This window comes from Methylacidimicrobium tartarophylax, from assembly GCF_902143375.2.
Lineage (GTDB): Bacteria > Verrucomicrobiota > Verrucomicrobiia > Methylacidiphilales > Methylacidiphilaceae > Methylacidimicrobium > Methylacidimicrobium tartarophylax.
Genome location: NZ_CABFVA020000086.1, coordinates 38363 through 51962, shown reverse-complemented (window position 1 = coordinate 51962; position 13600 = coordinate 38363). Strand labels below are relative to the sequence as shown.

Genomic DNA, 13600 nt, shown 5'->3' with positions numbered 1-13600 from the left:
AAACCAAGGCGCAACGAAGCAAACAGGCCCATTTCGCAAGCCGCAGGAGATCGCTTGTGAGATATGCAGGCTAGAAACGGGAACAAGCACATGCCGAGCCCAAGGAAAGCAGACGCGCCTGGATTTGCAAGCCGAGGCGGGGAAATTCGCTTTCCGGTCAGCCGCCATGCAGGGTGGGGCGGGACGGCAAAAGGCATTCCTTTCGCTTTTTTCGGTTGTGCCGGTCCAGTTTCAGCCTATTCTTTCCGTAGAAACGGCTTCCGGAGAAGGAAGCCACAACGGATCGATCTATGGGAAACCTGACGCGAAGGGATTTGGTGGTGCAGGTTGCGGAGGAGACCAAGCTTCCGCAGCAGCAGGCGGCGAAAGTGCTGGGCTCCTTGTTGCAGATCCTGATGAAGAGCTTCGGGAGTCGGCAGAACATCGAGTTGCGGAACTTCGGGGTGTTCGAGGTCGCTTTGCGTCGCGCCCGAGTCGGCCGGAATCCCCGAAGTCCCGGACGGGACATCACGATTCCGCCTCGCGCGGTTGTTCGCTTCAAGCCGGGGAAACAGGTCAAGCGAATCCTGCAAAAGGTCACGAAAGAACTCCTGGAGGAGGAGGCTGGGAAAAAAAGCTCGCGCTGAAGCGTCTAGTTGGGAATAGTGCCTGATCTTGCCGACCCGCTTCATGTGAAGAGCGGGAGCCGCACCATGCAGCCTCTTCCCGGATTTCGTGATTTTTACCCGGAGGATCTTGCCTTCCGGGAAGCCATCCTCTGCCGTTGGCGGAGCACCGCCCGGCGCTACGGCTTCGTCGAGTACGATGGCCCGGTGCTCGAGCCCTTGGAGCTTTATCGGAAGAAATCGGGCTCCGAGATCCTGGAGCAAGTCTACCAGTTCGCCGATCGAGGGGAAAGACTGGTGGCCATGCGGCCGGAGATGACGCCGACGCTCGTGCGAATGGTCCAAGCACGCCATCGCGACTATCGAAAGCCGCTCAAATGGTTTTCGATCCCTCAGCTCTACCGGTATGAGCGGGCGCAGCGGGGCCGGCTGCGTGAGCACTTTCAGTGGAACTGTGATATCTTGGGAGAAGAATCTCTCGAAGCGGACGTCGAGATCATCTCTCTGCTGATCGATCTCCTGCGCGGCTTTGGCCTGGGGCCGGAGGATTTCGTGGTGCGGGTGAGCGACCGTGGGTTCTGGGTCCGGTTTTTCGAGCGGCACAAGGTGAGGGAAGAGGAGCGTTATGGGCTCTTCCAGGCGATCGACAAGATCGAGAGGCAGCCGCGGGAAACGACCGAAGCGGCGTTGGGTTCTCTGGCCGCTCCCGTCTTTCGCCTGATCGACGAAGGGGAGCCATGGGAGCCGGTCGAGCGGGTCTTGGCGAGCCTAAGCGCGCGAGGGCTTTCGGGGTTCGCCGAGCAAGATTACCGCGTGGTGCGGGGCCTCGCCTATTATACGGGTACCGTGTTCGAGGTGTTCGACCGGCAAGGCGCCTTCCGGGCCATCGCGGGAGGCGGCCGGTATGACGATCTTCTGGAGCGTCTCGGCGGAGAGCGGATGCCGGCGGTGGGATTTGGGATGGGGGACGTGGTTCTCGGAGAGCTGCTTCGGGCGAAACAAAAGCTTTGCGCGAGCGTCGCGCGGCCGGAGCTCTTTGTCGTGATTTCCGAGGAAGAGGTTCGTCCTGCGGCCGTTCGGCTGGTACAATCGCTGCGGGACCAGGGCTTTTCGGTCGATTATCCGCTCCATGCTGCCAGACCCAAGAAACAGTGGGAGCGGGCGGAGGCGGTGGGCGCCCGGCATGTTCTTCTCGCGGACTTCCGCGTCATGGAAGGGAACGCCGAAGTGCGGGAGGTGGCTTCCCGGAAGAGCCAGGTCGTTTCGCTCGCGGCAATCGGATCGCTTCTGCAGTCGGGAGGCAGGGAGCGCGAATCGGGCGGCGGAGCGCCCCAGTCCTAGCTTCTCGAATTGGAAAGGATCGGGATGAGAATCGCGAACCGGTGGCGCACCCATCATTGCGCTCAATTACGGGCGGCCGACGTAGGCAAGAATGTGCGGCTGTGCGGCTGGGTCGACCGGCGGCGCGATCATGGCGGGCTTGTCTTCGTCGATCTTCGGGACCGGGAGGGAGTTTCCCAGATTGTCTTTCATCCGGAGGAGCATCCCGAGACGGCGGAGATCGGGAAGGCTCTGCATGCCGAGGATCTGGTGCAAGTCGAGGGGCAGGTGGCGCGGAGACCGGAGGGAACCGAGAACAGCGGCTTGGCGACCGGAGAGATCGAGCTGGTCGCCCATTCTGTTCGGCTGCTGGGATCGTGTCCGCCGCTCCCGTTTCCCCTGGATGCGGTGGTCGAAAACGAAGAGCTTCGGCTCGGCTTCCGCTTCCTGGATCTGCGGCGGCGGAAGATGCTGGAAAACCTCCAGCTTCGTCACCGGATCAGCAGGGCGGTCAGAGAATATCTGGACGCCCAGGGGTTTCTGGAGGTGGAAACCCCGATCCTCTCGAAGAGCACGCCCGAGGGAGCGCGGGATTTTCTGGTTCCGAGCAGGCTGATCCCTGGTTCCTTCTACGCCCTCCCCCAAGCCCCACAGCAGTATAAGCAGCTTCTGATGGTCGCGGGAATCGAGCGCTACTACCAGATAGCCCGCTGCTTCCGAGACGAGGACTTGCGAGCGGATCGGCAGCCCGAGTTTACCCAAGTCGATCTGGAGGCATCCTTTGTCGAGCCCGAAGACATTCAATTCTGGGTCGAAGGAATGCTAAGGAAGATCTTTCGCGACGTACTCGACGTCGATCTGACGCTCCCCTTCCGCCGCATGAGCTACCGGGAGGCGATGGATCGCTATGGCAGCGACAAGCCGGATCTCCGTTTCGGGATCGATCTTTACGATGTCGGCGAGATTTTTCGCGAGTCGGATCTCAAAGTCTTCCGGGCCGTCCTGGATCGAGGCGGGGTCGTCAAGGCCGTGAATGGGAAGGGGCTGGCCCACATCGCGGCCTCGGAGTTGACCGGACTCGAGGATCTTGCCCGAAGCCTCGGAGGGAAAGGCTTGGCTTATGTTCGCGTGGAGAGTTCCGGGTGGAAATCGCCGATCGGGAAATTTCTGACGGCCGGGCAGCGGGATGCGCTTGCCCGCACGCTCGGGGCGACGGAGGGCGATCTGCTCCTCTTTGCCGCCGACCAGTGGGATCTCGCCTGCGAGATCCTCGGTCGCGTTCGTCTGCGACTGGCCGATCTCTCCGGGGAGCGGAAAGGAAATACGGAATGGAAGTTTCTCTGGGTGACGGATTTCCCCTTGCTGGCCTATGATCGGGAAGAGGGCCACTGGACCTCCATGCATCATCCGTTCACCCGGCCGCATGCCGAAGACCTTCCGCTTCTGGACGAAGGGCGCTACGGAGAGCTGAGAGCATTGGCCTATGACATTGTTCTCAACGGGACGGAGTTGGGCGGGGGCAGCATCCGGATTCACGAGGCGGATTTGCAGCAGAAGATCTTCTCGGTGCTAGGCATCGATGCCGAGACACAGGAGCAGCGCTTTGGCCACCTGCTCAAAGCCTTCCGTTACGGCGCCCCACCTCATGGTGGTGTCGCACTCGGCCTGGATCGGCTCGTGATGCTTTTGGCCGGAGCCGAATCGATTCGGGACGTCATCGCCTTTCCGAAGAATCGACATGGCATGGATCCGTTGACGGGATCGCCGTCGCGGGTCGAGGCGAAGCAGCTTCGAGAACTGAAGATCACTACCGGGAGGGGCGACGCATGAGTGCACGCGGAGAGAAGCGGGGGTCCTACCCCTACGATGCGTTGAGTCCGGACGTTGCCCCGGGGAGCGAGGAAGAGCAGAGAGAAGCGGTCGCGACGGAGCGCACGCGAAAGCGAAAGACAAGGATCATTGCGACACTTGGTCCGGCGAGCGAATCCGAAGAGAAGATCGAAGAGTTGATCGCGCGTGGAGTGGACATCTTCCGTTTCAATATGTCCCATGCTTCTCCGGATTGGGTGCGGAGGACGAGTGCGTTTGTGCGCGAGCGGAGCCGCCGTTTCGGCAGAAATGTAGGGCTTCTTCTCGACACCCAAGGACCGGCCATCCGCACGGGGGATCTGGCTGCCCGGCTCGAGCTTCATCCCGGAGACACGTTTACCTTCACGGTGCGCGGGGATCCGAGCGTTGACGAGCGATCCGTTTCCGTGAACTACGACGATCTGGCCCAAGATCTGCGGGTGGGCGACGTGGTTCTCGTGGATAACGGGGTGATTCAGATGAAGGTGCTCGACAAGCAGGGCTTCCGCGTCCGCTGCGAGGTGGTCACTCCCGGGGTGATGGGAAGCCGCCGCCACATCAACTTGCCTGGAGTTCGGGTGAACCTTCCTCCCTTGACCAATAAGGACTTGCAGGATATCGACCTCGGGGTGGAGTGCCAGATGGATTACTTCGCTCTTTCGTTTGTCCGGGAGGCGAATGATGTCGATCTTTTGCGTCAGATCCTGATCGCCAGGGGATCGAAGGCGGTCATCGTCGCGAAGATCGAAGACCAAGCCGCCGTGCGGAACCTGCCTCAAATCCTGGAGTCGGCCGACGCGATCATGGTCGCTCGCGGAGATCTGGGGATCGAGTGTCCTTTCGAGGATCTCCCGATCATTCAGAGACGGATCGTGAAGATTTGCCTGCAGGAGATGAAACCTGTCATTGTGGCAACACACTTGTTGGAGAGCATGACCCAGAATCCGGTCCCCACGCGTGCCGAGATTACGGACATCGCCAATGCCGTTTACGAACAGGCCGATGCCTTGATGCTTTCGGGGGAGACGGCGGCGGGCCGTTATCCGCTCGAGTGCGTCTCCGTTCTCGACCGGGTCATCCGGCGGACCGAGCGGAGTGGAGGAGCGGGCTATGCGACGCTCGCCGAATTAACCAAGGATCAGCAAGAGATCGCCAGTGCGGCCGTCCATTTAGCGGATCAGACTCGGGCTGCGGCGATTTGCGTCTTCACGCGTCAGGGCAAGCTCACGACTGCCGTGTCCGGTCTTCGGCCTCGGTACTCTCCGATCTACGCGTTGGTCGGAGAGGAGGATCTTTGTCGGAGGCTCATGCTCTGCTACGGAAGCGAGCCGATTGCGTCCCGGTATCCCACAAGCCAGGAAGAAGGGCTCGCGATTGCGGAAAGAGAGCTTCGGAAGAGGGGGGCAATCTCCTCCGGCGACAAGGTGGTTCTTCTTTCGGAGGTGCCGCTTCTCGGAGAGCGCGCTCGTTCGGTTGTGCTTTACCAAGTCGAATAGGACGAATGAGAAGGTGGTGAGGCAATCTTTTCTGGGCTGTTCGGCGTGGATCACCGGTGCCTCTTCCGGGCTGGGAGCGGAGTTTGCCCGACAGCTCGCCCCGGAAGCCGGGTGCCTGGTTCTCACCGCTCGCCGGGAAGAGCGTCTTCGAGAGCTGGCGGAGGAGATCCGGAAAAACCACCCGAAGGCGCAGATCATCGTCGCCCCCGCCGACCTGGCCGCTCCCGAAGGGATCGAAGCGGTGATCGATCGACTGGAGACCGAACGGGTCGAGGTGGATCTGCTGGTCAACAACGCGGGAGTGGGAGATTTCGGGCTCTTTTACCGCGCTGACTTGCGCCGCCTCCGCGACATGCTCGATCTCAACGTCAGGGGCTTTACGCTTCTCCTCTGGTGGTTGCTTCCGCGAATGATCCGGCGAGGCAAAGGGTGCATCATCAACATCGGCTCGATTTCGGGCTTGCGTCCCCTTCCTTATTATTCGGCCTATGCGGCGACCAAGGCCTACGTCCATAGCCTTTCTCACGGGTTGGAATGGGAGCTGGCGGGGACCGGAGTCACCCTGACCCAAGTCTGCCCCGCGGCCGTGGCTACCGAGTTCTTCGAGCGCGCGGTGCGGTGTCCGGAGGATCTCAAGGAGGTTGGTGGCCCACCCTTCATGTGGACCTCTCCCGAGGAGGTGGTTCGCTGTTCGCTCGAGGCCGCCAGCCGGGGAAAGTCCCAGGTCACGCCAGGGTTTGTGCCCAGACTTTGCGCGGCGATCTTCTCCTACGTTCCGCTCCCTCTGCTGCGGATCGTGTACCGGGCCGCGCTGTCGGGAAAGCGCAGGCCGGGCGGGGAATTGGCGGACGAGCGGATATTCATGGAGAAGAGAAGCGATGGGCGTCCACTCTGATTCTTGGATCCGGCGAAAGGCGCTGGAGGAGAAGATGATCGAACCCTTTGTGGAAGCCCAAGTGCGACGGGCCTCCTCGGAAGAGCCGGTGGTCAGCTATGGACTCTCCAGCTACGGCTACGACTTGCGCGTATCCAATGAGTTCAAGATCTTCACCAACGTGTTCAACACCGTGGTCGACCCCAAGCTCTTCGATCCCCGCTCCTTTGTGGATGTCAGGGCCGATGCCTGCATCATTCCTCCCAACTCCTTTGCCTTGGCGCGGAGCGTCGAACATTTTCGGATCCCTCGGAATGTGATCACAATCTGCCTGGGGAAATCGACCTACGCTCGGTGCGGGATCATCGTGAACGTGACCCCGTTCGAGCCGGAGTGGGAAGGGCATGTGACCCTGGAAATTTCGAATACGACTCCGCTGCCGGCGAAGGTCTACGCCAATGAGGGATTGGCCCAGGTCATCTTTTTGGAAGCGGCGGAACCGTGCGAGACTTCCTATGCCGATCGCAACGGGAAATATATGCGGCAGAAGGGGATCACTATCCCCTTGCCGTGATCGCCGCAGCAGAACGCTGGTGAGACAGGCAGACGAAAGGGGGCGACTGGACATGAAGCGGCATCTTCTCGACCAGACTCCCGAGGAGTGGGAGATGGGGAGCGGGCCGTCCTATCAGCGGAGGGTTCTGGGCCAATGGGTCTTCGAGAAACGGGCCTCTTCTTTTGCGCAGATGACGAGCCTGCCCCTCTCTTTGCGGAGGGAACTGGCCGACCGATACGAGTTGCGCTCCCTGCGGAGGGCTCGCGTGCGGCAGAACGGCGACGGCGTCCAGAAGCTGCTTTGGGAGCTACCCGGGGGCGATGCGGTAGAAAGCGTCTTGATTCCCGCAGAATCGGATGCCGCTTTGGGGAGGCTAACCCTCTGTCTTTCGAGCCAAGTGGGCTGCGCCTACCGATGCGCGTTTTGCGCGAGCGGCCTTCTCGGCTTCCGGCGCAACCTCTCCTCGGGCGAGATCGTCGAACAGCTCCTGCAAGCCGAAGAGGCCGCCGGAAGACGTGTGGACAACCTGGTCTTCATGGGGATGGGTGAGCCGCTCGCGAACTGGGACTCTCTTTTGCGATCCTTGCGGCTCCTCACCGCCCCTTGGGGTTTTGGGTTGAGCCCTCGGCGGATCACGGTATCGACCAGTGGTCTGGTTCCGGAGATCCGAAGGCTGGCCGAAGAGCCCTTGGCCGTGGGGCTTGCCATCTCTCTCCACGCGGCAAGCGATGCCCTTCGCTCCCGGCTGATGCCCGTCAACCGCAAACATCCGCTGCCTCTGCTCCTCGATGCCTGCGACGAATACAGCAGGAAGAAGCGGCAGAGGATTACCCTCGAATACATTCTCCTTGCGGGAGTCAACGACTCGGACGATGACGCCGCGGATTTGAGCAAGATCTCCCGCAGATTGCGGGCGAAGATCAACTTGATCCCCTACAATCGGGTGGATTCGTTGCCTTGGGACCGCCCCGACCCGGCGAGGGTGGATCGCTTCGAAAGTCTTTTGCAAAAGAGCGGCTGCCGCGTCACGGTACGGACGCGGAAAGGGGAAGAGATCTTTGCGGCCTGCGGCCAGCTTCGGCTGGCGACCCTTCCGGACTCCTCCCCCATGAGGATCTAGCCTGCCTGTCCCCCCAGCGTTTTCCTGCGGCTTGCCCCTGATCGACCTGTTTTTCCGGCCGCTGCCGCATTTGTTGCTGGCCCATCGTTGAAAAGGTCAGTAGCTTCGCGAGCCATGGACCTCCGTCCGCCGGGAGCCTCCGTTCAGGTGCGGTTCGCTGCGCTTCTCGCCACTCTTCTTTTCCTCTTCGGGACTTTTCGCGCCTGGGGCGAACAGGCGAGGGAGCCATACACCCTGGGCAATCAGTTCTCCGTGATTCAGACCACCCAGATCGATGGGGGAGTGACGATCGTGCAGCACCTCTATCGGGATGGCGACAAGCTCCGGCTCGAATCCCAGCAAGGTCCCGAAACGCAGATCATCCTGTTGCGGAAGGATCAGAAGAGAGTGTACACGATCCTTCCGGCGAGCAAGCTTGTCCTGGAGAGCAGCTACCGGGACACGGGATCCGCGGCCAACCTGGGCATCCCCGCAGAGGCTGGCGCCTCTTGGGTGTTGGAAGGGAAGGAGACGATCCGCGGACATGCCTGCGCGAAGTACCGGATGAAAGGAAACCAGAAGAGCGTCTACATTTGGGTAGAGGAAGCCGGCAAGTTCCCCTTGCGGGTGGCTCTGATGGATGCGAAGACCGTGGTCGATTGGGATCAGTATCAGGCGGGCCCGCAGCCGGCCGCTCTCTTCGAGCCCCCGGCGGATTATCAAAAAATCTCCATGAGCCTCGCCGAGGGGCCGCGGTAAGGTCTTGACCGCCCCACCTCGGGTACGAACTTTGTGAGACCGGCGGGCTAGTCATGAAGACGATTCTCCTGCTAGTCGTCTCCAATATCTTCATGACCCTCGCCTGGTACGGGCATTTGAAGTTTCGCGACAAGCCGCTCCTGCTTGCGATTCTGGCAAGCTGGGGGCTCGCCTTATTGGAGTATGTCTTTCAGGTGCCGGCCAACCGGATCGGATCGTATGAGTTTTCCGTAACACAACTCAAGGTGATGCAGGAGTGCATCACCCTCTTGGTCTTCACGGTCCTGGCCTACTTTCTCTTCGGGGCCGTCCCTCGATGGAATCTTCTGGTCTCCTACGGTTTCCTGGTGGCCGCAGTCTATTTCGCCTTTAAGGGCTAGCCTGCCTGTCTCACAAGCGATCTCCTGCGGCTTGCGAAATGGACCTGTCTGCTTCGTTGCGTCTTGCATCCAGGCCCATCCGCCGCGCCTCGGCTACGAACTTTGTGAGACAGACAGGCTAACCCCAGGCTAAGGAAACTGAAGGATCGAGTAGACGGGGTATCGGGAGAGGCGTTCTTTGCCTTTGAGCCCGCGCAGTTCCATCAGGAAACCCAACTCGACCAGGCTACCTCCGCAGCTCTCGACGAGTTTCGCTGCCGCCTCCGCCGTGCCGCCGGTGGCCAGAACGTCGTCGAGAATCAGTACCTGCTCCCCTTTTCTCATCGCGTCGCGGTGGATGGTCAGCGTATTGAGCCCATACTCCGAGGCGTACTGGGTTTCGAAGGTCTGATAGGGCAGCTTGCCCTTCTTGCGGATCGGGATGAGGCCGATGCCCAGAATGTGGGCGAGAGCGCCGGCAAAGATAAAGCCGCGCGCGTCGATCGCGGCGATCTTATCGATCTTTCGCCGCTGATACCGTTCCAGGAAGATCATCATCACCAGGCGGAAGAACTGGCCGTCCCCGATGAGGGGGGTGATGTCCCGGAAGAGGACCCCTTTTTTCGGGAAATCGGGGATGTCGCGCACCTTCTCTTTCAACCGGCACAGGGTGCTTTGGAGGAGGAAAGTCATCGGACGAGTTGACGCTTCTCCTTCTTTTCCAAAGCGCGGCGCACTTTCCGTAAGGCGATGTTTTGGAGCTGTCGAATCCGTTCCCGCGTTACGTGAAATCTCTTGCCGATCTCCTCCAAGGTCATCTCCTCGTTTCCCTCCAGCCCGAATCGAAGAGCGAGGATCTTCCTCTCCCGGGCATCAAGGGCGGGTAAGAGCTCCATCACGGTATTTTTCAGGTTCTCGCTTTGGATGACGGATGCTGGATCGAGGGCGCTTTCATCCTTCACGAGCTCTCCGAGCGAGGTGCCGTCCTCTTCTTCCCCTACCGACGCGTTGAGCGAAGCTGGCTGAATCGCGATCGTGCGAAGCTCTTCCACCCGGGAGCCGGAAATCCCAAGTTCATGCGCGAGCTCTTCATCGGTCGGCTCCCGGCCGAACTCCTCGGCCAGGCGGATTGCCGTCCGCCGCATCCGTGCGATCTTGTCCACCAGGTGAACAGGCAGGCGGATCGTTTTGCTCTGGTTGGCGAGGGCTCGCTTGATCGACTGCTTGATCCACCAAGCCGCGTAGGTGCTCAGCTTCCCGCCTTTGGAGGGATCGAAGCGATCGACGGCTTTCATCAAGCCGATGTTGCCTTCGGAAATCAGGTCGAGCAGGGGCAGGCCGCTGGTCGAGTAATCGTGCGCGATCTTCACCACCAGACGCAGGTTGGCCTGAATCATCTTCTGCCGGGCAGCCGCATCGCCCTTTTGGATGCGGTGGGCCAATTCCACCTCTTCTTCTCGGCGCAAGAGGGGAACTTGGCTGATTTCCCGCAAGTAGAGCTTGAGCGCAGAATCGTTGTCGATCATGCCAAATCTATAATACGCTAGAGGCTGCCCAAATGTTTAGCCAGCATTTCTGATAAAGTTCCTGCCAGAGGCGAAGCCGATGGCCATGGATACGAGGCGGGGCTCCGGTGTTTCACCGGAGTGGTAGGAGGACGGAAAACTCGGCGCTCTCCGCGACGGCTACGCGGAACCCACGCGGCGGCGGGCTTCTTCGGCCAGCCCGGTGCTCAAATACCGTTCCCCCGTGCTGGCTCCAACGGCGACGATCAGCTTCCCGCGGTTTTCCGGCCTCTTGGCCACTTCGATTGCCGCATGGACCGTCGCTCCAGTGGAAATGCCCGCCAGGATTCCTTCCTCTTCCGCTAGGCGGCGCGCCATGGCAAAAGCATCGGCATCGGCAACGGGAAATGCCTCGTCGACGACGGAGAGGTTGAGATTCTTGGGCAGAAAGCCCGCTCCAATTCCTTGGATCTTGTGCGGACCCGGCTTGATCGGCTCCCCGCGCAACGCCTGGGAGATGACCGGTGAACCGACAGGTTCCACGGCTATGGTGCGAAGGTCGGGCTTGCGCGCTTTGATCACCTCTCCCACACCGGTGATCGTGCCTCCCGTCCCCACTCCGGAGACGAAAACGTCGATCGCCCCTGCCGTATCCGACCAGAGTTCCTCCGCCGTGGTACGCCTGTGGACTTCCGGATTGGCAGGATTCTCGAACTGTTGAGGAACCCAGCAGTTTCCCCGTTTGTCCTTCATGGTCATCGCTTGGCGGATGGCTCCGGCCATCCCTTCGGCAGCCGGAGTGAGCACCAAGTTGGCTCCCAGGAGAGCCAACAGGGTGCGGCGTTCCAGGCTCATGCTTTCCGGCATGGTGAGAGTGAGGCGATATCCCTTGGCTGCGGCAACAAAGGCCAGGGCGATCCCCGTGTTGCCGGAGGTCGGCTCGATGATTTCGGTCTGCGGACCAAGGAGACCCGCCTTTTCCGCCGCTTCGATCATCGCGGCACCGATCCGGTCCTTCACACTACCGAGTGGGTTGAAAAACTCTGCCTTGAGTGCTACGCTGGCCTGGAGACCCTGCGTGATCCGGTTGAGCCGAATGAGTGGCGTGCGTCCGATCGTCGCGATGACGGAGGGAAAGATCGACATGATATGGTTCTCTATAGAGTTTTAGAACATCTGTCAAGCGAGGACGTCGGCCAAAAAAGGAGGCGATGAACGTGGGGATTTCCAGTCCCTGGACGGAGAGGATCCGGGAAGAAGATCTCCCCGTGCACAAGATCCTGGTCCTCAAGTTCAGCTCCCTTGGGGATGTCGTCCAGGCATTGCCCGTGGCGGCGGGCTTGCGGAGGCGATGGCCCTCGGCGCAAATTCATTGGATGGCCTTCGAGGCGTACCGGGATCTTCTGACCAACCACCCTGCGATCGACCGATTTGTGGAATTCCCGCGCCGGAGGGAGACGCCGGGCGGCCTTCTCCGTGACCTCGCACGCTGCCTTGCCTCCGTTCGAGGAGAGCATTACGACCTATTGCTGGACATGCAGGGTCTTCTGCGAAGCGGGCTCCTCTGCCTTTGGAGCGGGGCGCGGCGCCGGATCGGCCCGTGGAACGGGCGTGAAGGCTCGATCGTCCTTTATCGCGAGCGGGTCATGCCTCCACCTCCTCCTGCTCAGGAGAGATATCTCGCGTTCCTTCGGTATCTGCGGGTGCCGGCCGGGCCGCTGGATTATGGCCTGAGGGCGGGACCTCTGGACATCCCGGGATTGCGGAAGGGTGCCTACGTGGTTCTTCACCCTTATGCGCGATGGAAGACGAAGCTCTGGCCCTGGCGATATTACAGGGAACTTGTGCGATCGCTTCCGCATCTCTTTTTCGTGGCGATGGGAATGGGACCGTGGTTTCCCCTCGAGGAGCACAACATGCTAGACCTCCGCGGAGCGCTTCCGATGCGGAGGATGATGGCGCTCCTGGGCAATGCGGCGGCGACCGTCGGTCCAGATTCCGGGCCCGCCCATTTGGCGGCCGCCCTCGGAGTGCCGACTCTCATCCTTTTTGGTCCGACGGACTGGCGGGAATCCGCTGCTGTAGGAGAAAACGTGCACGTGCTATCCGCTGCGGCTCCCTGCGCGCCTTGCTGGCGGACCAGTTGTCCGCAAAAAAGGCCCGTAGCCTGTCTGGCCGACATTCGTCCCACACGGGTGGGCGAAGAGTTGGAAGCGATCTGCGCAAAAACTTTACAGGTGGCACAATAAGTGCTGTCATAAGGGAAGATAATTGACAGGAAATCAAACAAGGTTTATTCTTTTTGATTAAGACACCTATGAAAACCATCGAAGTTCCGATTGAGGGAAAAAATCGGGAATGGAGCGAAGCGATTCTCCTTCGGGAGATCCGTGCGTGGCACCGGCAGGGGCGTCCTCTCTACTCGCACTACATGCGCCAGCATTTCCAGGAACTTCTCGCTGCGGGCATCCGCTACTTCGGCAGTTGGGGCAAAGCGGTGGAAGCGGCAGGACTTTCGTATGCGGAGGTTCGCCGCTACCAACGATGGTCAAAGAAAAGCATTGTGGAGCGAATTCGTCTGCTCCATGCGCAAGGAGCGGATCTGTCGTTCCGGGCGTTGATGCTTAGCCCATATGCGCCGATGGTCTACGCCGCGATCCGGCCCGTCTATTTCGGGAGTTGGAGGAACGCCCTTCTCGCTGCGGGGCTCGCTCCCGCGGACATCTATCGATATCGCTCCTGGAAAGAGGCGGACATCCTGCGGGAGATCCGTCGCCTCCATGCGGAAGGGGAGGACTTGAGTTCCAAGTACATGGATGAGCGGGCCAACTCGTTGATTGCCACCGCCAGACGGAGGTTCGGGAGTTGGGGTGCCGCCGTAGAGCGCGCCGGGCTTGATTATGCGAAGATTCGAAAGAGGAAACGCTGGACCGAGGCCGAAATCCTCGATCAGATTCGCGCCCTCGGGGAGCAGGGGGTGTCTCTCACCAGCACCGAAGTGCGCAATCGGGAGCCGTCCCTCTTCGCGGCTGCATGCAAGCGCCGATTTTTCGGGAGCTGGAGACAGGCGGTCGAATCCGCGATCGGCAAAGTCGGTAAGCAAGCGGGGACTCAGGGGCGGGGCCAAGTAGAGGCCGTCTAGATTTAGAAGAGGCCGTTTCGATCGAGAGAGAGAAGTA

At 60.7% G+C, this 13600-nt stretch carries 14 protein-coding genes; 11 read left to right on the top strand and 3 right to left on the bottom strand.

Annotated features, from left to right (window positions below):
- The first annotated feature begins 290 nt into the window (after positions 1-290).
- The 9 genes from MAMT_RS08140 to MAMT_RS08100 all read left to right on the top strand — a co-directional run bounded on the left by MAMT_RS08140 (position 291) and on the right by MAMT_RS08100 (position 8937).
- Positions 291-626 (top strand): HU family DNA-binding protein, encoded by a 336-nt coding sequence (locus MAMT_RS08140; RefSeq protein ID WP_142660480.1) that lies wholly within the window; start codon positions 291-293, stop codon positions 624-626.
- A gap of 66 nt (positions 627-692) precedes the next feature.
- On the top strand, positions 693-1946 hold the full coding sequence (hisS, locus tag MAMT_RS08135; RefSeq protein ID WP_142660479.1) for a histidine--tRNA ligase: 1254 nt from the start codon (positions 693-695) through the stop codon (positions 1944-1946).
- Positions 1947-1970: 24 nt separating this feature from the next.
- The gene (gene aspS, locus MAMT_RS08130) at positions 1971-3755 is read left to right on the top strand and encodes an aspartate--tRNA ligase (RefSeq protein WP_142660478.1); all 1785 of its coding nucleotides are present in this window, start codon (positions 1971-1973) and stop codon (positions 3753-3755) included.
- On the top strand, positions 3752-5269 hold the full coding sequence (gene pyk, locus MAMT_RS08125) for a pyruvate kinase (protein ID WP_142660477.1): 1518 nt from the start codon (positions 3752-3754) through the stop codon (positions 5267-5269). Before aspS ends, pyk begins: the two co-directional genes overlap by 4 nt.
- A gap of 16 nt (positions 5270-5285) precedes the next feature.
- Positions 5286-6164, top strand: a complete 879-nt coding sequence (locus MAMT_RS08120) for an SDR family NAD(P)-dependent oxidoreductase (RefSeq protein WP_178087021.1) — start codon at positions 5286-5288, stop codon at positions 6162-6164.
- The gene (gene dcd, locus MAMT_RS08115) at positions 6148-6717 is read left to right on the top strand and encodes a dCTP deaminase (RefSeq protein WP_142660475.1); all 570 of its coding nucleotides are present in this window, start codon (positions 6148-6150) and stop codon (positions 6715-6717) included. Before MAMT_RS08120 ends, dcd begins: the two co-directional genes overlap by 17 nt.
- 52 nt (positions 6718-6769) lie before the next feature.
- Entirely contained in the window at positions 6770-7819 is a 1050-nt protein-coding gene (gene rlmN / locus MAMT_RS08110) for a dual-specificity RNA methyltransferase RlmN (RefSeq protein ID WP_142660474.1), read from the top strand.
- A gap of 114 nt (positions 7820-7933) precedes the next feature.
- Entirely contained in the window at positions 7934-8557 is a 624-nt protein-coding gene (locus MAMT_RS08105) for a DUF4412 domain-containing protein (RefSeq protein WP_142660473.1), read from the top strand.
- A gap of 53 nt (positions 8558-8610) precedes the next feature.
- Entirely contained in the window at positions 8611-8937 is a 327-nt protein-coding gene (locus tag MAMT_RS08100; protein ID WP_142660472.1) for a DMT family protein, read from the top strand.
- A 129-nt stretch (positions 8938-9066) separates the two neighbouring features.
- Here MAMT_RS08100 and MAMT_RS08095 read toward each other — a convergent pair whose 3' ends face one another.
- The 3 genes from MAMT_RS08095 to cysK all read right to left on the bottom strand — a co-directional run bounded on the left by MAMT_RS08095 (position 9067) and on the right by cysK (position 11567).
- Positions 9067-9609 carry an adenine phosphoribosyltransferase gene (locus MAMT_RS08095; protein WP_142660471.1) on the bottom strand — a complete coding sequence of 181 codons (543 nt, stop codon included), beginning with the start codon at positions 9607-9609 and terminating at the stop codon, positions 9067-9069.
- Positions 9606-10442: a sigma-70 family RNA polymerase sigma factor gene (locus tag MAMT_RS08090; RefSeq protein ID WP_142660470.1), complete on the bottom strand. Its 837-nt coding sequence runs from the start codon at positions 10440-10442 to the stop codon at positions 9606-9608. The genes MAMT_RS08095 and MAMT_RS08090 overlap by 4 nt, the downstream gene beginning before the upstream one ends.
- Before the next feature lie 159 nt (positions 10443-10601).
- Positions 10602-11567 carry a cysteine synthase A gene (cysK, locus tag MAMT_RS08085; protein ID WP_142660469.1) on the bottom strand — a complete coding sequence of 322 codons (966 nt, stop codon included), beginning with the start codon at positions 11565-11567 and terminating at the stop codon, positions 10602-10604.
- 65 nt (positions 11568-11632) lie between these two features.
- On the opposite strand from cysK, the gene MAMT_RS08080 reads away from it, so the two are divergent.
- Both MAMT_RS08080 and MAMT_RS08075 read left to right on the top strand, forming a co-directional pair.
- Positions 11633-12670 (top strand): glycosyltransferase family 9 protein, encoded by a 1038-nt coding sequence (locus tag MAMT_RS08080; RefSeq protein WP_142660468.1) that lies wholly within the window; start codon positions 11633-11635, stop codon positions 12668-12670.
- A gap of 68 nt (positions 12671-12738) precedes the next feature.
- Positions 12739-13563, top strand: a complete 825-nt coding sequence (locus MAMT_RS08075) for a homing endonuclease associated repeat-containing protein (RefSeq protein WP_142660467.1) — start codon at positions 12739-12741, stop codon at positions 13561-13563.
- The last annotated feature ends 37 nt before the right edge of the window (positions 13564-13600 follow it).